General features: G+C 70.5%; 21 protein-coding genes and 1 pseudogene. 2 read left to right on the forward strand and 20 right to left on the reverse strand.

What is annotated here, in order from left to right; translation table 11 throughout:
- Positions 1–638: 638 nt before the first annotated feature.
- On the forward strand, positions 639–1,952 hold the full coding sequence (locus tag ACGF3J_RS35935) for a hypothetical protein (protein ID WP_393855716.1): 1,314 nt from the start codon (positions 639–641) through the stop codon (positions 1,950–1,952).
- Positions 1,953–2,161: 209 nt separating this feature from the next.
- Here the strand turns inward: ACGF3J_RS35935 and ACGF3J_RS35940 are convergent, their stop codons facing one another.
- Positions 2,162–2,827 carry a hypothetical protein gene (locus ACGF3J_RS35940; protein ID WP_393855717.1) on the reverse strand — a complete coding sequence of 222 codons (666 nt, stop codon included), beginning with the start codon at positions 2,825–2,827 and terminating at the stop codon, positions 2,162–2,164.
- A 907-nt stretch (positions 2,828–3,734) separates the two neighbouring features.
- On the opposite strand from ACGF3J_RS35940, the gene ACGF3J_RS35945 reads away from it, so the two are divergent.
- A complete protein-coding gene (locus ACGF3J_RS35945) occupies positions 3,735–3,935 on the forward strand; it encodes a DUF6233 domain-containing protein (RefSeq protein WP_393855804.1) in 201 nt (66 codons plus the stop codon).
- Positions 3,936–4,247: 312 nt separating this feature from the next.
- Here ACGF3J_RS35945 and ACGF3J_RS35950 read toward each other — a convergent pair whose 3' ends face one another.
- The 19 genes and pseudogenes from ACGF3J_RS35950 to ACGF3J_RS36040 form a co-directional block, all read right to left on the reverse strand.
- A complete protein-coding gene (locus ACGF3J_RS35950) occupies positions 4,248–5,255 on the reverse strand; it encodes a SpaA isopeptide-forming pilin-related protein (RefSeq protein ID WP_393855718.1) in 1,008 nt (335 codons plus the stop codon).
- 143 nt (positions 5,256–5,398) lie between these two features.
- Entirely contained in the window at positions 5,399–5,887 is a 489-nt protein-coding gene (locus ACGF3J_RS35955) for a hypothetical protein (RefSeq protein ID WP_393855719.1), read from the reverse strand.
- 30 nt (positions 5,888–5,917) lie between these two features.
- On the reverse strand, positions 5,918–6,784 hold the full coding sequence (locus ACGF3J_RS35960; RefSeq protein ID WP_393855720.1) for a DUF317 domain-containing protein: 867 nt from the start codon (positions 6,782–6,784) through the stop codon (positions 5,918–5,920).
- A 24-nt stretch (positions 6,785–6,808) separates the two neighbouring features.
- Positions 6,809–7,431, reverse strand: a pseudogene (locus ACGF3J_RS35965) (HAD family hydrolase).
- Complete coding sequence (locus tag ACGF3J_RS35970) at positions 7,428–8,573, reverse strand: MFS transporter (protein WP_393855805.1); 1,146 nt, start codon at positions 8,571–8,573, stop codon at positions 7,428–7,430. The pseudogene ACGF3J_RS35965 and the gene ACGF3J_RS35970 overlap by 4 nt, the downstream one beginning before the upstream one ends.
- Positions 8,574–8,575: 2 nt before the next feature.
- Complete coding sequence (locus tag ACGF3J_RS35975; protein WP_393855721.1) at positions 8,576–9,835, reverse strand: acetyl-CoA carboxylase biotin carboxylase subunit family protein; 1,260 nt, start codon at positions 9,833–9,835, stop codon at positions 8,576–8,578.
- Positions 9,836–9,870: 35 nt separating this feature from the next.
- The gene (locus tag ACGF3J_RS35980) at positions 9,871–10,173 is read right to left on the reverse strand and encodes a hypothetical protein (protein WP_393855722.1); all 303 of its coding nucleotides are present in this window, start codon (positions 10,171–10,173) and stop codon (positions 9,871–9,873) included.
- A gap of 27 nt (positions 10,174–10,200) precedes the next feature.
- Positions 10,201–11,436: an MFS transporter gene (locus ACGF3J_RS35985; protein ID WP_393855723.1), complete on the reverse strand. Its 1,236-nt coding sequence runs from the start codon at positions 11,434–11,436 to the stop codon at positions 10,201–10,203.
- Positions 11,433–11,948, reverse strand: a complete 516-nt coding sequence (locus ACGF3J_RS35990; protein WP_393855724.1) for a regulator — start codon at positions 11,946–11,948, stop codon at positions 11,433–11,435. The genes ACGF3J_RS35985 and ACGF3J_RS35990 overlap by 4 nt, the downstream gene beginning before the upstream one ends.
- The gene (locus ACGF3J_RS35995) at positions 11,945–12,787 is read right to left on the reverse strand and encodes a winged helix-turn-helix transcriptional regulator (protein WP_393855725.1); all 843 of its coding nucleotides are present in this window, start codon (positions 12,785–12,787) and stop codon (positions 11,945–11,947) included. The genes ACGF3J_RS35990 and ACGF3J_RS35995 overlap by 4 nt, the downstream gene beginning before the upstream one ends.
- 43 nt (positions 12,788–12,830) lie before the next feature.
- Positions 12,831–13,238, reverse strand: coding sequence for a hypothetical protein (locus ACGF3J_RS36000; RefSeq protein WP_393855726.1), 408 nt, complete (start codon positions 13,236–13,238; stop codon positions 12,831–12,833).
- Between the two features lie 10 nt (positions 13,239–13,248).
- The gene (locus tag ACGF3J_RS36005; RefSeq protein ID WP_393855727.1) at positions 13,249–13,686 is read right to left on the reverse strand and encodes a hypothetical protein; all 438 of its coding nucleotides are present in this window, start codon (positions 13,684–13,686) and stop codon (positions 13,249–13,251) included.
- Positions 13,683–14,165: a hypothetical protein gene (locus ACGF3J_RS36010; protein WP_393855728.1), complete on the reverse strand. Its 483-nt coding sequence runs from the start codon at positions 14,163–14,165 to the stop codon at positions 13,683–13,685. The genes ACGF3J_RS36005 and ACGF3J_RS36010 overlap by 4 nt, the downstream gene beginning before the upstream one ends.
- A 98-nt stretch (positions 14,166–14,263) precedes the next feature.
- Positions 14,264–14,575, reverse strand: a complete 312-nt coding sequence (locus ACGF3J_RS36015; protein WP_393855806.1) for an SH3 domain-containing protein — start codon at positions 14,573–14,575, stop codon at positions 14,264–14,266.
- Between the two features lie 181 nt (positions 14,576–14,756).
- A complete protein-coding gene (locus tag ACGF3J_RS36020; RefSeq protein ID WP_393855729.1) occupies positions 14,757–15,497 on the reverse strand; it encodes a hypothetical protein in 741 nt (246 codons plus the stop codon).
- A gap of 25 nt (positions 15,498–15,522) precedes the next feature.
- Positions 15,523–16,221 carry a hypothetical protein gene (locus tag ACGF3J_RS36025; RefSeq protein WP_393855730.1) on the reverse strand — a complete coding sequence of 233 codons (699 nt, stop codon included), beginning with the start codon at positions 16,219–16,221 and terminating at the stop codon, positions 15,523–15,525.
- Between the two features lie 18 nt (positions 16,222–16,239).
- Positions 16,240–16,725, reverse strand: a complete 486-nt coding sequence (locus ACGF3J_RS36030; protein ID WP_393855731.1) for a hypothetical protein — start codon at positions 16,723–16,725, stop codon at positions 16,240–16,242.
- Entirely contained in the window at positions 16,722–17,264 is a 543-nt protein-coding gene (locus ACGF3J_RS36035) for a DUF4913 domain-containing protein (protein ID WP_393855807.1), read from the reverse strand. Before ACGF3J_RS36035 ends, ACGF3J_RS36030 begins: the two co-directional genes overlap by 4 nt.
- A 249-nt stretch (positions 17,265–17,513) precedes the next feature.
- Positions 17,514–18,269 (reverse strand): DNA-methyltransferase, encoded by a 756-nt coding sequence (locus ACGF3J_RS36040; RefSeq protein WP_393855732.1) that lies wholly within the window; start codon positions 18,267–18,269, stop codon positions 17,514–17,516.
- Positions 18,270–18,782 lie beyond the last annotated feature (513 nt).

The following is an 18,782-nucleotide window of genomic DNA, read 5'->3' on the forward strand; positions in this document are numbered from 1 at the left end:
CACGATCCACGGCCGCGACTGACGGTTCCCCATGCCCATACATACGAGCAGAGAGGCCGACAGCCTCATGATCAGCAGCTTTTGTTAGAGCCAGTAAGGCACACCCGGAGGAAAGGCGTGTTCGACAGGAGTGGCGGCGGTTCCCCGGCAACGCCATCTTGATCAAACAGAATGGTAAGGCGCACGTTCCAGGCGCCTGCAATCACATGACAGAAGACGAGGTGCAGCCCCCGAAGTGGGGTTGGGTCCTCGATCCGTCCCCCGGAGATTGGGGCCGTATCAGCGAAAGCAACCCAGCCATCGCCACTGGGGGGAACTCGCAACTGCGGGCGACGAGCCGGTGCATGACGTGCATGGGGACGCTCGGCGGCTGATGGGCAGCAGGGCGTGCTGTGCTGTGGGATGGCTGACCAGAGGGCTGACGGCTTCCCGTCGGCCCTCGTTCGTTTCGTGGTTCTGGGCACGCCGGCTGCGGCACGACTCGGTTCGATGGCAAACGACTGGGTTCGATGTCCACGGACAGAACTGCTGATCCGAGTCGCTTTCGTCGAACTCACAAAGCCATTCAAGGAAAGAGGGTGGCGGTCACGGGGCCTGGAGGTGCATGCTGGCCCGTTTCCCATCGAGAGGATAGGCACATGGACATTCGGCCGCTTGCGGAGTTGCGCGCTGCGGAGGACCTGTCGCTGGCCTTCAGTCCTTACGGGCTTGGCGGCCGTATGAGGCCCGAGGACGCTGCGGAGTTCCAGCAACGGCAGATCGCCGACTGCGACCTGGCGACAGGTGTCGCAGCCGGCACACGCGACTCCTTCGAGCGGCTGCGCACCGTCTTCGCCTATGGCGTGCTGTGTTACGACGTGTACACCATGGTCGGCGACCAAGCCCTGCTCATCTACGAGCAGGCGCTGCGCGACCGCTTCATGGAATGGTGCGCCGGCACCGTCATCTTCCGCGGGCCCCAGACCCCGGACGTCTCCTACACCGTCGCGTCGTATGACGACGTCAAGAAGCGTGCGGACAGAATGATGCGGCGACGCGCGAAGCTGGTCGTCGGCACCCACGTCATCGAGTTCAACGGGACGTTGCACGGGCTCCGCCAGTGGGCGCGGACGGCGGGGCTGCTTCGCGGGCGGCGCAGTCGCGCAGTCGAAGAGGCGCTGGCCAAGCTGCGTAACCACGTCGCCCATCCGTCCGGCCATCACGTCGACACCCCCGTCGGTGCTGCCCGAACGGTGCGGGACCTGGCGGAGCTGATCAACCAGCTGTGGGGGCAGGCCACTCCCGACGGGCGACTGTACCCGGCCCCTCTTCGCCGGGAGATCGCCGTGCTGAGCTGGAACAGTTCCGGGCGGACGCGGATGGAGCCCGCCGGTGCACTCAGCGCCCCCGACTCCCTGAAAGATCAGGAGGACGACGAGTACCAGCATCTCGTGGTGCGGGCCGTCCCCTTCATCCCGGGCAGTCGCTGGAATGACGAGCACTGGGCGGAGTTCGATACCCACTACGAGACCACCCAGTTCCCCACGGAGTACCTGTGGGGCCCGGGCACCCGAGCGGAGGCCCGGACGTGGCTGGAGCACGAGCGCCCGGAGGGAGACAGTGCTGACTTCACGGACCGGGTCTTCCTCGTCCAGGACCACGAACATCTGCTGCCGCCGATGCGACCGGCGGTAGCGGCCGGGCTGCCCGACAACGAACGCGTCGGGATCTGGCACGCCATCCGGGCCGACTTTCCCGCCGACGCCTTCGTACATGTCCGAGACTCCGGAGATCGCAGCGCCGGTCACGCCCGCCACCCCGGCGACTGCCCTGCATGCTCCGCGGAGGTCCTTGGCTCCGGCTCCCACGACGACGCTCTCCGCGCTGCCGCAGCGGCCCTCGGACCGATCCTGGCGGTGCAGCTCCCTCCCGCCCGGCTCCCAACATCGATCTTCTGGCCCGAGCGGCCGTAAGCAGATCCACGCGGTGACTGAGTTCCCTAACTGGCACTGACAGCCAAGCCCCGCGCTCCTCCCGGCGAGGCCAATGCCGGCGTGCGCTGTGCCCTACCTGTCCGGCGAGCACCTCGCCTCTGCTGGGGGCGTGCCCAGCGAGGAATCTGATGGCAGGGCGCAGCCGTTGCGTCGGGAGCCCACTCCTGTGGGCTCGTAAATGATCGCGGCTAGTGAGCCGGAGAGGGCGCCAGCTCCAACTCGGCCGTCGAGAAGCGGAAGCACAGGTTGCCGAACACCGTGTCGGGACGTGGCCCGACGTCACCGTGGTGATACTCCACAACAGCGCTTGTCAGGTACTCGCGGGTCCGATGCCAGTCCATGAGCTCGTCTTTGGCCACCAGGACGGCCCACTCGGGAATGCTCTCGGCGGTGTGTACCGAGGAGACGAACTCGTCCAGGGCGGCGTACCACTCGGCAAGCTGTGCCTGCTGGTGCCGCACCAGGTTGTCTACACCTGCAGCACCATCCTTAGCTGCAGCCGCGCGTAGATCCGCTACCTCAAGGCAGCTCTCGCGGGCCTCGTGCCGGCGGTCGGCGTACCTGGCGTACTGCCACCGGCACTCCGCAGGAATGCGCGCGCCTTGCCGACTCTTCCAGCCCTCGGCGTGAAAGAGCTCCGCATGCCAGCCCGGGTCGTCCGGCCGGGGAGTCAGCCGAATTTCGGCCGAATCCTCGGTCACGGAGTGGACGTCGTTGGCGACCCGGCACCACGACACGTCATCGGCGAACCGTTCCAGCAGGTCCGCTGCCAGCTCTTCCAGATCGCCTGACCAGGAGTTCACCAACTCGACTGACGCGCTAACGACGGGCAGCCCTGCGAACGCGATATTCAAGGCGGTGAGGTCGAACCGATCGTCTGCTACCCAAACCCCTACCTACTCCATGGCCGGAGCCTCGCCCACCGGGACATAGGCAGTTCGCCGACACGCCCTCGGGTCACCCGTCCGTGCAACCCCTGAGCAGCGGCAGGGCAACGACCGGTACGGACACCTGCCCCAGCAGCGCCCGACCCACAGGTGATGGCCGCCCCATCGGACGACGGATCGCCCACCACAAGCTCTCGACGGCGGCTCGCAACCGTTCGTACCCTTCGGCTGAGCAAGGGGGCGACGAACGACGCCGGATAGCACGCCCAGTCACCTACGCGAAGAGGCATCCTCACCTGCGAGGATGCGCCAAAAATCGAACACGTGATGCAATAGGCGTATGCGTTGTTCTGCCTTCCCCGAGGACTTGGTCGCCGCGCAGCGAGCCTGGGACCGGACCTATCGAAGCCTCGCCGACCCGGCCAATCGCCAGCGGACGACACCCCTGCGCCGCCGCCTTCTGCAGCTGTCGGTCCAGGTGTGGCGGCACCCCTACTGGCAGCAGGCCGGCACCGGGCAGCGAGCAGCACTGCGTTCCTCGGCGCGAGAGTTGGAACCAGAGGCTCGTTAGGTGGCCAGCCCGCGTAGTGACCGACGGGCGACCGAGTCCTCTCCGGCCGAAATTGCACTGGCTTTGCCGGACGGGCAGACCGTACGGGCCCGGCTCCACGCACGCCAGGAGGTAGCCGGCCCTCATCCGTGGCGATACCTCGTGGGCGTCCCCTCCTGGATTGCGCGCCCGGACGGGGGCGAGGCGGCCGAGTACACGGTCTGGGTGACCGATCGGCAGCTGACGCCCGTCGAAGGAGTGGATCTGTCCGGCGTGCCGACCCGACGTCTTCCCGCCCCTTCACCGCGGCCGGCCCCCGGCTGGGTGGTCCGCCCTGCGCCTGGACGCCGTGGCCGGACGGTCGTGCACGACGCCACATGCCGCCACGCCGTAGGGGGTGGAACGGAGCTGGGCGCGCAGGAAGCCCTGGACGCTCTGATGCGAGAGGGCGCTCGCGCCTGCACCGACTGCGACGCGGCGGCTGTACTGGTCCCGGCGCTCGAACTCGGCCAAGGGCATGGATAGCAGAGCGATTGCCGCTCCCCTGCGCGTTCTCGCTGGCGTTCGACACCGCACGACACCAAGGAGACCTCGAATCCACCCCTGACGGTGAACAGGCGTCAGTGGCATCGCCGTGCACCGGGGCACGCTGCGCACCGACCGCACGTGGACGGCGGACGGAGCGGAGAGGGTTTCCGGGATACAGCCAACAGCCCCGACAAAGCGCCGTCACTGGATTTCAAGGGCTGCCAGGAAGCCGCAGCACCTCCGGTTACACATGCCGAAGCCCCCGGAGTTCACCCAGTTCCGGGGGCTTTGTGCCGTGAGGCGGATGGTTCAGCTCTCGGCGGGCCCATCGCCGGTGGAGTTGTCCATGCGCCGGCGGCGGGCTATGGCGACGGCGCCTGCGCCTGTGGCGATCAGGGCTCCGGCGCCTCCGATGAGCCACGGGGTGGCGTCGGCGCCGGTGTGCGCGAGCGAGCCCGCGGAGGCAGGCGCCGCGGTGCTCGACGCGGTCTCGTCGGCTGTCGGAGTGTGCGAGGCGGACGGAGCCGGAGCATCCTGGTGCTCGCCGTGCTGGCTCGGGGAGGGCTTGTCGCTCGGCTTCTCGGCGGGCTTGGCGGTCGGCTTCTCCGTGGGCGGCAGGGTGGTGGCGGTCTTGGCGTTGGTGATGGTTACGGTCACGGGGTCGCCCGGCTTAGCCTCGAACTCCTTCGAGGGCTTGTAGATGTTGTAGCCGGCGGGTGCCTTCACCTGCTTGGCCCAGAAATGGCTGCCCGTGCGGGAGTTAATGGCGAGATTGCCGCTGGCCGTGCCGTTGGAACCGGTGGTGAGCGTCAGGAAGGTTTTGTCGCCGCTGCCGATGTTGACCGTGGCTCCGGTCAGTAGTTTGCCGGTTTTGTCGTCCCTGGCCTGCAGCAGGACCTTGGCGGCCTTGAATGGGTCGGTGATCGTGATCCGTGTGGTCGCGCCTGGGGTGACGATGACGTCCTGGTCGGCGACGACGTCGTGGAGCGGGCTGCCGGAGGCCGTTTCCTTGAGCCGGTAGACGCCGGGCGCGAGGCCGGGGAAGGTCAGCTTCCCCTGTGTGTCGGTCCTTCCGCTTCCGGCTTCCTGCCCTGCGGAGTCGAGCAGCAGGAACACGGCGCCGGGCAGGACGTCTCCGGCCGTGTCCTTCGTGGTGATCTCGATGCTGCCCGCGTCCGTGGCCGGGGTCTCGGCCGGGACGGCGGAAGCCGAGGGGGTCGGTTTGGTGGGCTCTGCGCTCGCGGCCGGTGCCCAGGCGAGGGTGCCGGCCGCCGCTATGGCGAGGACGACGGCTGATCGGACGGGACGTGCGTGCACGAGGAAAGAGACTCCTTGATCGGTCGGAGGGTCAGCAGGTGCGGCCAGCGGCGTGGTTCGCGGGGGGCGGCCACACGATGAGAGGCTCCTGCTGGTCAGGTGGCGCGGGATGCGGTGCGTGGGCACCGTCACCGGGATAAGGCTCAGCGGGTCCGGGCCCCGGCGGGGGTGGCCGGTGGGACCGGGGTGCTGCGCGGCGTGCGGCTGGCCCGGCGCTTGGGCGTGGAAGCGGGCCAGGCGCCGGGGAACCAGATGGCGGTGTACTGCTCGATGGCGTCGCGCAGCCCGGTGGTGACGGCCCCGTCCCATGGCGGGCGGCCGGGGCGGTGGTATTTGTCGAAGGTGCCGTACTGCTGGGTATTCGGCCGGGTGTTGGTGGCTTCGTCGCGGCGGTGGAAGGTTCCGTGGTCCAGGAAGCTGAGCGCCACCGCGTCGATCTCCCCGCGGTCCGGGTGGACGACTGCGACACCCAGCCCGCCATAGGTGTCCGCGTAGATGGTGCGGGTGAAGTCGATCCGAAGCCGTAGCGGTGTGCCCGGGACGGGAGCGGCGTAGTAGGTGTTGCCCACGACGGTGTGGTCGTGGAAGGGGAGGGACAGCTCGGTGAAGAACTCGGGGGCCTGCAGGGACACGAGGGTCTCCGGTCGGGGGGTGGGCTGGGGTCAGCGGCGTGGGCCGGGCAGGGCAGGTCGGCTCGTGGTGCTCCAGCGCGGAACGCTGACCGCGGGCAGCGCGGCCGGGCGGCGGGAAGCGGCGGCCCGCTGGACGTCGAGCGGGGTGGGTGACGGCGGACTCGGCGGGAGGATCGGGGAGAGCCGGGCGTGGTCCTTGACGTAGCTGTCGGTGTCGGCCCGCCAGCGGGGAAGGGGTGCGGGGTCGGCCACGGCTTCGGTCACGGCTCGCAGGAGGGCGGCGGGGGTGTCGGTGCTGGCCGTGGCGTACCAGAAGGGCCGGGCCGGGGACGTGCCGGCCCACAGGTGCCAGCGGGCGTCGCGGGTTTCCAGTTCGATCGCCGGGTCGAGGTCGCCGGTGGTGTACTCCAGCGTGGCGAGGCCGTCGGGTGCGGTGATCGCGAAGGTGCTCGGGTGCGGGCGGTCGAGCTGCCAACCGTGGTTGATGAGGGGGGCGACGGCCAGGAACGGGTTGTGGTCGGCGCTGTCGGCGACCGGCCGGGCGAGGTAGTGGCCCGGGCCCTGCCGGTACGCCTCGGCGAGGGCGGTGGTGAAGGCGGTGACGAACTCCGTGGGCGCGGCGTCGTTGAAGCAGACGCCCCAGGCCGGTGGGCCGAAGGCGTCCTTGTAGGCGTTGATGCGCCACAGTCCGTCGTCATCGCCTTCGGGGAGATAGCCGAGGCGGACCTTGCCGTCGGGTGCCGTGAGGTGCGCGTTGCCGAGGTCGTCGTGGTGCAGGTCCCAGCCGAGGTCGCGCAGCGGGTCGAGGCCGGGGTCACCGACCGCTGTGGATCGGGCCAGGTGGCGTGGGGAGATGTAGACGTCGCCGTCGATGGTGTCGTGGTCGTCGCGAGGCACTGAATCCTGGGGGGGGAGGCGGGGTCAGTTGGGGGACTGCAGGGCGGCTGCGAGGTCGGTGGGGCGGCCGGTGTAGTGCAGGGTGCGCAGGCCCAGGCGTCGGGCGGCGTGGCAGTTGTCGGCCCGGTCGTCCACGAAGAGGACGCGTTGTGAATCGCGCACTCCGGTGGCGTTCATCGCGTGCTGGTAGGCGGCCGGGTCGGGTTTGCATACCTGGAGCCGGTCCGAGTAGAAGGCGTGGGTCATCAGGCGGCGCCACGGTGGCGGTCGAGGACGTCGCTGAGGTGGCGGGGTGCGTTCGACAGCAGGACCAGCGGCAGCCCGGACTCACGGGCGTACTCCAGGACTTGCACGACGCGGTCGTCGGTGGACGTCCACATGTCGGTGTCGGCGTCGCGGAGTTCACGCAGCCGTCGGGCGCCGGGGTGGTGGCCGAGGACCGTGGCCCAGTACGCGAGGTCGCTGAGCTGCCCGGCGTCGTAGGCGGAGCGAGCGTTCCAGAAGGCGTTCTGGAAGGCGGGGAGGTCCTCGGGCCACAGGGCGGTGTGGGCCAGGCGGAGCCACTGGTCGGTGGTGGGTTGCAGGCCGATGACGCCGTTGTAGTCGAGGATGACGGCGTCCAGGCCCTGGGCGGTGGCGGGGGTCAAGGGGTGGTGTTCTCCAGGGCGCGATGGGCGAGGGCGGCGACAGTTGCTGCGAGGAGGGCGGGCAGCAGCAGGGCCGTGGACAGGGTGGTGGCGCTGGCCAGGGCACCGATGAGGGCCGGTCCGGCGAGGAGGCCGAGGTAGCCGGTGGCGGTGACCGTGGCCACGGCCTTGGCTCCTCCGGCTCCGGCCGCGGTGATGAGCGAGGGGACGGTGGTGGACAGGCCGAGTCCGAAGACCGCCCACCCGGCCAGCGCCAGCGGGGTGCTTCTTCCGATGACGCCGATGGTGAGTCCGGTCGTGGCTAGAACGGCTCCGGCCCGTACGACTGTCGGTGCGCCGAAGGCGGCGGTGAGCCGGTCTCCGGTCAGCCGTCCCGCGGCCATGGCTGCGCTGTACAGCGCGAACGCGGTGGCGCTCGCGGCCGTCGGGGCGCCCAGGGTGTGCAGGTGCACGGCGGCCCAGTCGGCGGCGGCTCCCTCCCCCAGCAGGCTCGCAGCGGCCAGCGCGGCCAGAAGCCAGAGCCTTCCAGGCGACGAAACCAGGGGCAGCTTCCCGGCGCCTGCGGGCGTTGCGGGGCGGTCCGCGCCGCTCAAGCGTCGGGTGACCGGCACCGCAGCAACCGCGACGCCGGCCAGGAGGGCGCCTGTTGCGGTGAAGAGAGTGCTGTGCGCGGCGTGGGAGGTGAGGGCGGCCAGGGCGGCGCCGGCGAGGGCGCCGAGGGAGTATGCGGCGTGAAGACCAGACATGATGGGCCGGCCGAAGGCCGTTTGGCATCGGACGGCCGCAGTGTTGGCGGCGACATCGAGGACGCCGTGCACAAGGCCGAACGCGAGAGCCGCCGCCAGCAACGCGGACAGGCTCTCGCCTTGGCCCACAAGGACGAGGCATCCGGCCAGGGCAAGGGCCCCTGTGCTGAGCAGCGTCGGTAGCCGCGCCGGGTGGGCGTAGCGGCCTCCGAGCTGAAGCCCGGCGACCATACCGACGGCGGCGGCTAGCAGGACCAAGGCCAGCCCTGCGGTGCTGAGGTGGGCAGCCTGCTGCACGGCAGGCATCCGGGCGCCCCACACCGCCATGATGGCCCCGAGGCCGAGGAAGTACCCGGTCAGCAGCGCGCGGCTGTGCCGGTCGGACGCAGACACCATGCTCACGCCGCGGTGCTGCGGGTGCCGGGGGTCTGGTCGAGGACCGCGACGACGGCACGAGCGGCCCGCTCGGCGCGTGCACGCGCCTCCTTGCTGGTGGCGGCGGTGGTGATGAGGTAGCCGAGCCGCCCCGTGTACAGGTTTCCTCCGTCGGTGGGGAGGAGGAGCTGGTCGCCGGCGCGGCACTGGAAGCGCACCCGGTCCAGCCATTGCGGGCGGAGCCCGTCGTAGGTGAGGTGGGTGAGGGTGCCGGAGGTGTCCGGGTAGAGGAGCCGGATGGCGGCGGCCGAGGACCTGGTGGGCGTGAGGTCGGGGGCACGGCCGCAGGCGATGTCGGCGGCGGCACGGGCCAGGTCGATGCCGGTGGCGAGACGCACGAGGTGGCAGATCATGTCTCCGGCCAGACGGGCGTTGACCTCGATGAGGCGGGGTCTGCCGTCGACGAGGCGCATCTCGATGTGGCTGACGCCGTCGGTGATGCCGAGGGCGTTGATCGCCGCCCGGGCGGCCGGCGCAACGGTCTCCGGGAGCGGGTCGGCGGCGTCCACGCTGTGGGCCAGCTGCTCGAAGTGCGGCGGAGGGCTGAGGGTCTTGCGGTTGACCGCGACCACAGTGGTGTTGCCGCGGTAGGTGACGCACTCCACGGATATCTCCGGCCCGTCGAGGAACTCCTCGACGAGGACGCTGGTGCTCTCGGTGCCCTGCCCGGCCGTGCGATCGGCTGCCTGGTAGGCGGCCGTGAGCTGATCACGGTCATCGACGCGGCGCACGCCGATGGCACCCGCGTGTGAGGCGGGCTTCAGCACCACGGGGTAGCCGATCCGTTCGGCGGCGGCTTCGGCCTCCTGGTGGCTACGCACGCTCACTGAAGCGGCTGAGGGCACGCCGTGGCGGGCGAACAGCGACCGAGCGGTGGCCTTGTTGCGGCACCCCTGCATCACTTCGGGTGCGGTGGTGGGCAAGCCGAGTTGGCGGGCGAGGCGGGCGGTCGGGACCACGCTCCACTCGTCCCAGGTCATGACACCGGTGAGGTCGTGGCGTCCGGCCAGGGCGCGGCCCCCTGCCAGCAGCGCAGCAGGATCGCTGAGGTCCACGACGGCGTGATCAGTGATGTGTGGCTTCTCCCACGAGGGTTCGGTGCCGGTGAGCAGCACGACGTCGTAGGCGGCGGCGACCTGCTCAAGGCAGTAGCCGCGGTAGCTCTCATCTCCGGGAGCGACGACGAGCACAACAGGACGAGCGGACAAGAGGGGATTCTCCATATCGAAGGACGGCAGGGCAGGAAAAGGGGGGTGTCTCAGGCGGCGCGGCGTCGGCGCAGCTCGAACGCGTGGGCCCAGTGGGGGTGGTCGTCGATGAGGCGGCGGGCGTAGAGAGCGGTGAAGTTGTTGTTCAGTCCGGCGACGCCGTAGGGGAGTTGGCGGCGAAGGTCTTCGAAGAGGTCCTCGAGGCTGATCCGGGTGGCTCCGGCGGCCAGGCGGCGGACGGCCATGCGTTCCAGAGCGCGGTATACGTGCGGGTTGCCGGCGTCGAAGGCGTGGAACTGCTCGGTGATGGTGCGGCCGGTCGCTCGGTGCGACCCGAGGGCGGCGATGGTCATAGGGGGTTCTCCACGGGCAGGGGCGCGTTAGGTGCGCAGGGCGGGGTCGGTGCGCAGGCGGGCGAAGGCGCAGAACAGGCCGAGCGTTTGCAGGGCGGCGCAGACGGTGATGACGTGGCCCAGCGCGTCGGGCGGGGTAAGCGCGGTGAGCACGCCGGCGACCGGGAAGGGCAGCAGGAGGATGAGGATGGTGGCCGACAGGGTGCTGCCGAACGCCTCTGAGGGGATCAGGCGGGAGCGCAGGGTGCGCAGGACGACCGCCAGGCCGCCATCGGCTGCCATCAGGACCGCGACCATGACCAGGTAGGACAGGTAGTCGGGGGCCAGGGCGGCAGCGAGACAGGCGAGCGAAGCGATGACGGAGCAGGCTGCTCCCACTGGCCACAGGCCCCGGCGGTCCAGCGCGAACCGGCAGATGGTCACGGCCACGAGGGTGGCCGCCGCTGCGGCGGACCACACCAGGCCGACGGCTGTGGTGGACTGCCCGAAGTGCTGGACGACGATCACGGGACCGGCGGCCTGGAGAAGGCCGGTGGCCAGGTTGGACAGGGTCAGCCCGGCCACCAGCCAGCCGAGCGCGGGAAGCGCGCGGATGGTGCGCCACCCGGTGATCAGCCCTGCCCCGGGCCGCCCCTTCGGCGCGAGGGCCGGAAGGACGGGCGAGGGCGGTGTGCGCAGGGCGAGCAGCGCGGCGAGCAGCGAGAACCCGGTGACCACCGCGAGCATCGACGGCGGACCTGCGAGCAACAGCACGCTGGCGAGCGCCGGTCCGGCCAGGGTCGCGGTCTGGTCGATGCCGAGCAGGACGGCCTGGACACCGTGAGCCCGAGGCCCCGCTCGGCGGCCGGCGGCGGCACCTGCGGTCTCGGCCGCCACGTAGCTGAACTGGGTGAGCACACCGGTCGCCGCCGCGAGCACCATCACGGTCACGCTCGCCACGGCACCGGACGGGTAGAGGTAGAGCAGAATCCCCCCGGCCACGAGGACCAGCGCCCGTCCCAGGGAGGCGAGGTGGAAGACCACCGCAGCGCCCCGCCGGTCGACCATCGATCCGGCCCACCCGAACGCTGCCAGGCGTGGGATCCACTCCAGGGTGAAGGCGGCACCGGTCAGCGCGGCGGAGCGGGTCGTGGACAGGACGAGCAACGGGATGCCGTAGGTGGACATCGCGAACGCCACCGCGTCCGCCGTGCGCGGCAGGTAGATGCTGCTCACCAGCCCGGCCAGGTGGCGTGCGTGCCGGGGTGTGACCGCTGCGCTCACGCGGCCCGCACCGGCTCGGCCCCGACCACCTGGGGGTTACCGGCCAGCCACTGGATCAGGAGCGTGCGGACACGGACCAGCTCCGCCTCACCCTCCATACCGATGGGGCGCACGGCGGGCAGGGGTCCGGGGCGGTCGGCGTTCTCGGGGGTGAGCGATGGTGCCAGCAGGCCGAGGACATGACGGACACGGCCGCTGAACTCGCAGACGGCGGCGGGGACCGAGTGGCGCCGCGCCCACCGGGCTAGCGCGTCGTACAAGTCGGCCAGCTCCGTTCCGGCGTCCGTGAGTTCCAGACCGGTGCCGGGCGCGACCCGGACGAGGCCGTGGGCGCGGGCCGTGTCGGATGCACTGCGCAGTTGGTGCGCGGAAAGGTCGGGCAGGGTGCCGGCGAGCCGTCGCGGCGGTATGGCGCCGTTGTCGTCGATCTCGGTGACCAGGCGGATCAAGGGGCGCGAGGCCAGCAGGTCGACTGCGTGACGTGCTTCGGCAGGGGTGAAGGAGGTGCTCATCGGCGCGGGCCTCCCGCCGGGATGGCTGCCGTCGGGCGGCCGGCGACAGCGTGCGAGAAGAGGTCGCGGTGGTGCCACGCCGGGGACGACCCAACCGCCCGAGCGGGTGGCAGCGCCGCGGGCGCCGGCCGTGACTGGCTGCTGACCCACGGCCTCGGCTTGCTCTTGGCCCGCGGCTGCCCCCAAACGGGGTGGTGGGCCGCCTGGTCGAGGGGCTGTCCGGCGGACCAGGCGGACAGCGTGCCGAGCACGGGACCCAGGGCGTCGCCGGCGGCGGACAGCCGGTAGGGCCGGCCGTGGCCCTCGGTGTCGGCCAGACCGTCGGCAACGAGCTGGCGCAGCGGCGGATAGATGTTGGTCCAGTCGCTGCTGGGCATCACGATCCGGGCCAGAACCCGGCCGCTGACCTCCTCACGCGACTTGAGCACCCACAAGATGGCGGCGGCATGGCGCCGGGTGAGCAGGGTGAGGCTGTCCTCGATCTGCTCGATCGCTGGCAGCGGACGGTCGGACTTCTCCAGGTGCTCCTCGGCCCAGGTGACGATCATCGGCAGGACCGGCAGCAGGGCAGTGGCTCGCTCGGTGTGGCCGTAGGTCACGTGGCGTGCGGTGTGTTCGGTGCGTTCGACGAGGCCGGCGTCGCACAGCGACTTGAGCTTGGGGTGGAGCTGGCCGTTCTGCAGCCAGGACACCTTGGCTGCCAGCTCGCTGTAGCGCAGCGGCGGGCCGGAGAGGGCCAGCAGGATCCTCACGTTCCAGCGCGGGGTGATCATGGCGAGGGCCTCGGTGACCCGGGCGATGTCAGCCTCGGTGTCCGGGGGCAGAGCGGTGATGGCCAAGGGAGAAACTCCTGGGTGAATGAAGAAGGGGGTCGCCCGCGGGTCAGCGGCTGCGCGCCGGACTCGGGGGCATTAGAGGCGGCGCCGGAGCAGGCGGTGAGGAAGTCGGCGGCGTCGGGGCTGAAACGCGGGCCAGGCTCTGCAGGACGGCGGTGACCGATGTGGCCTGGGTCTCGCGGACGGCGACGGCTTCGGCGAGCCGCCGGGCGCCGTCGAGGAGGTGGAGGACCTCCTGGGGGCCGATCTGCCGCTCAGGGTCAAGGGCCCGGGTGAGGTGGTCGCGGTGGAAGTCGATGCTGCGCTCGGCCAGGGCGAGGGTGTCGTGCATGCCGAGCAGGGCGGAGAGCATGCCGGGTGGCTGGTCCTGGGCGTGGGCTTCGAGGTCGGCGAGCGGTGCGCCGTACAGGTCCTCGATCCGTCCGGCTACGTCGGTGGACGTCAGGTGGGGCAATCGGGGACTTTCACGGTCGGCGGGCCCGGGCCGCCCCGGCACGCTGGGGTGCCGGGGCGGCAGACGGGCGCAGGGTGGCGGTGGCCCTGAGCTGTGCCGTACGGACAGGCCGGGCCTGCCGGTCAGGCGGGGGCATGGTGCGCAGCAGCTCGCCGAGGGCGGCGCGGTAGCCGTCGCGGGCCTCCAGTGCCGCTTCCAGCCACTGCGCGTCGAAGCGCAGCGTGTCCGCCGACAGTTCGCCCATGTCACGGTCGGGATCCATGTCGGCGTGGACGCGGTCGCGGGCGACCTGCTCCTCGGTGAGCGCCAGGAACGAGCGCAGCTCCAGAGCGCGGGCGAGCGCGGGTGGAGCATCGTGGCCGGAAGCTGCCTCGTACAGGTCGGGTAGCGGGCTCCCGAAGACCTTCTGCAGGTCGGTGTCCATGGTGCTGGCCTTGTCCCGGCTCATCGGGCGGACCTTGCCGGCCGCCATGCCGACGCCGGCGCGGATGTCCCTGCCGGCCGGTGGGGGGCGCTGGTCTGCACTGCCGGGCCGCTCCGGGGCCGGAGGCGGGCCAGGCGCTCTGCGGCGAGGTCCTTCTTTCCCGGGGCGTCCGGGTCGAGGAGCCAACGCACGACCATGGCCCGGCCGTCGCGGGTGGTGACCGCGGCGCTCACCCGGTCGTCGAGGCCCGTCGTCGGGTCGTCGACCTCGCTGGGCTGGGTCTCAAGAGCTGCGAGGAGGTCGTCCTCCGCGCGCTCCAGCACGGACTGGGCCTCGACGAGGAGGCCGTGCCACTTGACGACGTCGGTGGCGTCGGGATTCGCGGTCGGAGCGGCGGCGACCGCGGCCTTCAGCTGGTCCATGCCCATGTCGAAGCGGGCCTCGATCCGTTCGGTGAGCACGGCCACGACATCCGCAGACTCCTCGGATATGCCGTCAGTCAAAAGGGGGTCTCCTGTTCTGGAAAGGCCGGTGCCTGGGAAATGTGTGGGGCGGCTGTACTCGGCGCCCCCGCTGCTTAGCGGGGCGTGCCGGATTCCGGTCAGTCCAGGCACATGCGGACGTCGCGGTAGACGTACGTGCCGGAGACCCAGCCCTTGACGCCGGTCGTCTTGTCCGTGATGTAGAGCCAGTTGCCGCTCTTCTTGGCCACGCTGAACTTGTGGCTCTTGTAGAGCACGCCGAGCGCGGTGGACTTCGAACTGGCCTTGGACCGGATGGTCACGGCCTTGGCGTGCACCGCATACGGGAGCGGCGGCAGGTTGTGGCAGCTCACGGCGGGGATGGCGGTGGGTACGGTCGCGGCGCTGGCGGGGGTTGTGGACAGCGCCGGCAGTGCGAGCGCGCCGAGCATCGCCGCGGATATGGCGATTCGGGTGGAGCGCATGCGGAAGAGACCTCCGTGAAGGCACAGGGAATGCGGGGGAAGGGGCCGCGGGGGCTGTTCCGGCGGCTGTATAAGAGTCCGGAGAATCGCCGGTTTGGCTAACCGGCGATCGTCGGCTATGTTGCGCCGCCCGTGTGGGGCTGAGCGCTCAGCGTGAGCGGCCGGAGGGGCGCGGGGCGGGGGCCTTGGCGACACCAGCCGAGCGGCTGGCGGTGGCTGCCGGACGCACTGGCGGTAGAAGGCCGGCCTCGCCGGTGAGGCGGTCGTCGCACCACTGCATGGCCTCCCCTGCCGTGTCGAAGCCGCCCTCGCGCAGGGTGTGCGTCCACGTCCCCGTGTCGACCTCCTCGACCACCACGCGGAACGGGCTGGGGGCTTGCTCGTCCCGGGCACGCAGAACCACGACGATGACCATGTCGTCGGGGTCGTCGCTGGTATAGGAGTAGCCCGTGGCATAGCGGTCGCCGTCTTCGGCGAGGCGTCGCTCCAGTGCTCGCGTGGCCTCGTCCGCCGGTGGTGGGCCCAGGTCGGGGTCGAGACTGATGGCGTCGGGTGGGCAGCCGCGGTGGATGAGCCAGGACTGCGCCATCGCGGGCAGCGGCAACGCCGCCTGCTCGAAGCTGAACGTCTGCTTCTCGTAGTCTCGTTGCAGGTGAACGGCCAAGACTTGAGGCATGCCGGGGCCCCAAGTGGCGGCGCGGTCGAACAGCACGTAGTAGCTGTGTGGCCCGTCGTGGTGTTGGGCGAGGGGGACGAGCATGTCCTCGTGGATAGCGACCTTGCGGTGGAAGTCGAGGTATCGCTCCTCGTCGGCATCGAGGTCGTCCAGCGCGAAGTCGACGTGGGGGATGGACTTCCGGGGCGGCGCCGGTTCGGTGGGGGGCAACAAGAGCCTTTCGGTGGATCGGTGGAGTTCAGCGCCGCTTCGCGGGGGTGGACGGCGAGGCGCCGGGGCGTGCCGGGCTCGTCGGCGCATGCGTCGTGGGCGTCCGGCGGGCATCGAGCAGGGCGGCTCGTCCGGCGTCGGTGAGGGAGACGGGCTGGCCCGCGTGCACAGGGTGGCTGGTGTCCCGGACGATCAGGCCGGCGTGTTCCAGCTGCTGCATCTGGGGATAGGGGATGCGGGTGCCGGAGGAGGCGGTCACGGACAGTCGGCCTGTCAGGAGGTGTTCGTGGAGCTTGGCACCGCCGGCGATGGCAAGCAGTGCCGCCTGGTCGTCGGTCGAGAGCCGTCCTCCGTCGGGCGTCGATGCTGCGGCGCCGGCCTCGATGGGCTCAAGGGCGGCAAGCACCTTTTGGGCGGCGGCGTCGCGCGCGTCGGCGGCTTCCTCCAGCTGGTCCGCGGTGCGGTCGATGCGTACGAAGAGGGCGCCGTCGACAGGGAACTCACCGCTTGTGAGCCGGTTGAGCAGTTTGAGGTAGAAGGTGACGCCGATCTGGGCGTTGGCCAGCGTGCGGTGCCGGTCGACCAGCTGGGCGTGCGGTTCGTCGAGGACGCCGCGGTCGCGGTAGGCCCACAGAGTGTCGATGTCGTGGCCGGTTACCGCTTCGAGGCGGTGGTCGAGCTGCGTGACCGCACGCCGGGTGGGTGTCGGCGCGGGTTGAGGGGGCATAGGCGATGCTCCGTGCGTTCAGCGGGTGGGATGGTGCGCGGGGTTGAGTGCGGGACGGGGCAGACCCGGCAGTCCGGTAGGCGGCGGACCCGGCCGTGGCACGGGAGGACGGGTGGTCAGCTGCGGGGAACGCGAGCGGGCCGCGTGCGTCCGAGCGCTCAGCGGCCGGCGGGTCATCCCCAGGCGGCGGCCGACCTCGTCGTAGACGTCGTTGCCCGCACGCGGCCGGATCGCGACGACGTGGATCTCCTTGTGGTGGGTGGATTCCGCAGGCGCCGGTCGGACGCCGTAGACGACGCGCCAGTCCTTGCGGCGGTCCACGAACAGCTTCCGGAATCCCTCCAGGTCACCGTCGAGGCGCTGTCCGAAGCGCTGCGCGTTCACCACTTCTTGCAGGTAGGCGAGGGTGAGGTCCCGGATATCGCTGGGGGCCTGAAGGAGATCGGTGAGCGCGCGAGGGTCGAAGCTCAGCCCGAAGGCGGACTCTCCCGCTCCCGCGGTCATGACGTCGGCTCGTCCGGCTCGGCGGCTTCCTCCGTGGCCGTCGTCTCCGTGCGCAGGGACGGCGGAGGGCCGGGCAGAAGACGGTGCGCGGGCCGGTCGGGAGAGGTCATGCAGGCCGACAGCGGTCCGCCCGGCGCGCGGATCGCGGCAACGGCGTGGGTGAGGAAGTCCCGGTGCCACACGAACAGGCCGCTCAATCCGGCTTCGGGGTCCTTGTGCTGCTGGTAGGCGAGCCACAGGGCATGGAGCCAGGCCACGACGTCGTCGTGTTCCTGCCACTGCAGGCACCAGGGCGCCGCGGTGGTGACCTCGGCCCCGTAAACCGGGAGGAAGAAGTCGTCGACCCAGTCGGACAGGGCGTCGAGTTCGTCTTCCCGTTCCTCCCCGTCGAGTTCCAGGATCGGGCGGGGCTCGGGCGGAGCGGGCGCCGGCGGTCCGCCGAGGCCCGGCATGCCGAACGCGGCGAAGGCGGAGGCACTCGGTGCCGGCGCGGACGCGAGGTGGTCGAGCTGCTGAGCCTGCTGCGCCGACTGCTCCATGAGCCGCCGCACGCTCGCCTCGATTCCCTCCAACTGCGGATCCGGAATACGAACCGGCTCCAACTCTCCAGCGTCAGACGGCTTAGCGGATTCGGACATTGAAAGTTCGGCCTCCTACGAGACACGGGATTGAGACAGGCGAAAGCGTCCTTGCACGGACCGGACAGCGAAATCGCGCGTCCGCTCCGGGGCGTAGTGCCGACGGCTATGCAAGGAGCCGGTTGCATTCACGGCAGGAGAGGACGCGGCTCAGGTTGCGAGAACCACGTCGTCCTTGGTGAGGGTTGCGCGGATCGTCTCGGTGAGCCGGTCGGCCGCGATCGACGCGTAGTGCTCGGTCTTCTCCACGCCGATGAAGTCCCGGCCTTCCAGCAGGGCGGCGACGCCCGTGGAGCCGGAGCCCGCGCAGAAGTCGAGGACCGTGCCGCCTTCGGGGCTGATCTTGACCAGCTCGCGCATCACCTCGACCGGCTTCTGCGTGATGTGCTGGCGCTTTGCCCCTGAAGGCTGCGAAGCCGAGTACATACCCGGCAGGTAGACGGGGTTGCGGGAGCCGTCGATCGCCCCCTTGGATGCCCAGACGATGAATTCGCAGTTCTGGGTGAACCGGCCCTTCTGTGGCCTGGCCTGCGGCTTGTGCCAGGCCAACACACCCCGCCACAGCCACCCGGCCGCCTGGATCGCGTCCGTGGTCGTGGGGAGCTGGCGCCAGTCGGTGAACAGCAGCGCGGTCCCGCCGGTCTTGGTCAGCCGGTGCGCCTCGGTCATGATCTGCGTCAACCAGAAGCCGTAGGAGCGCTGGTCCATGTTCTCGCCGGTGAAGTCGGCGAGGTCGTTCTTGGCGTCTGCGGAGGTGTACTTCTGCTTCGCGGAGCGGGTGGTGCGCTCCTTCGCGGTCCGGCCTCCGCTGTTGTACGGCGGGTCGGTGATGACGGAGTCGACGCAGCCGTCCGGGAGACCGGAGAGAACGGCCAGAGCGTCGCCCTGGTGCAGGGAAAAAGGCAAAGAGTAACCCCAATTTCGGGTGCGGAAACACGGGAGGGAAACCCCGCCTCGCACAGGAGTCCTCGCGGGCCGAACGCGAGCATGCAAAAGCCCTGGGCCGCAGAGCGAGGAGGGCGAGGGGGGAGTCCAAAAACTGTAGAGGCGAATCCGCCGACGACCAAGAAGTGCCGTGCTGAGGTGCCGGTTTCCGGCACCTCCCGCCGAGCTTTTTGGTCAACCGCCGATTCGCGCCTACTGTTTTTGAACCGCCCGGCGCACACCGCCGCTGGCTACTCCCCTGCCACACCTCATGGAGGTATCCCCTGCCCCGGCATACCTAGCTCACGGCACGGCCACACACGGAGCGAGCGGCAACTCGCCCCCACCGGCCCGCCTCCGATCGCCCACCCCGGCCGCCGCGCCCTTCCACCACGCCTCGCGCCCGCAGCACGCCGGACACCGCACCCCTCAAGGAGCCGTTCATGACGTCTCGCTACCCACCCAGGCCCGAAACCGCTGACCGGCGAGCGGTCC

The sequence above is a fragment of the Streptomyces sp. NPDC048171 genome (assembly GCF_043202655.1).
Taxonomy (GTDB): Bacteria; Actinomycetota; Actinomycetes; order Streptomycetales; family Streptomycetaceae; genus Streptomyces.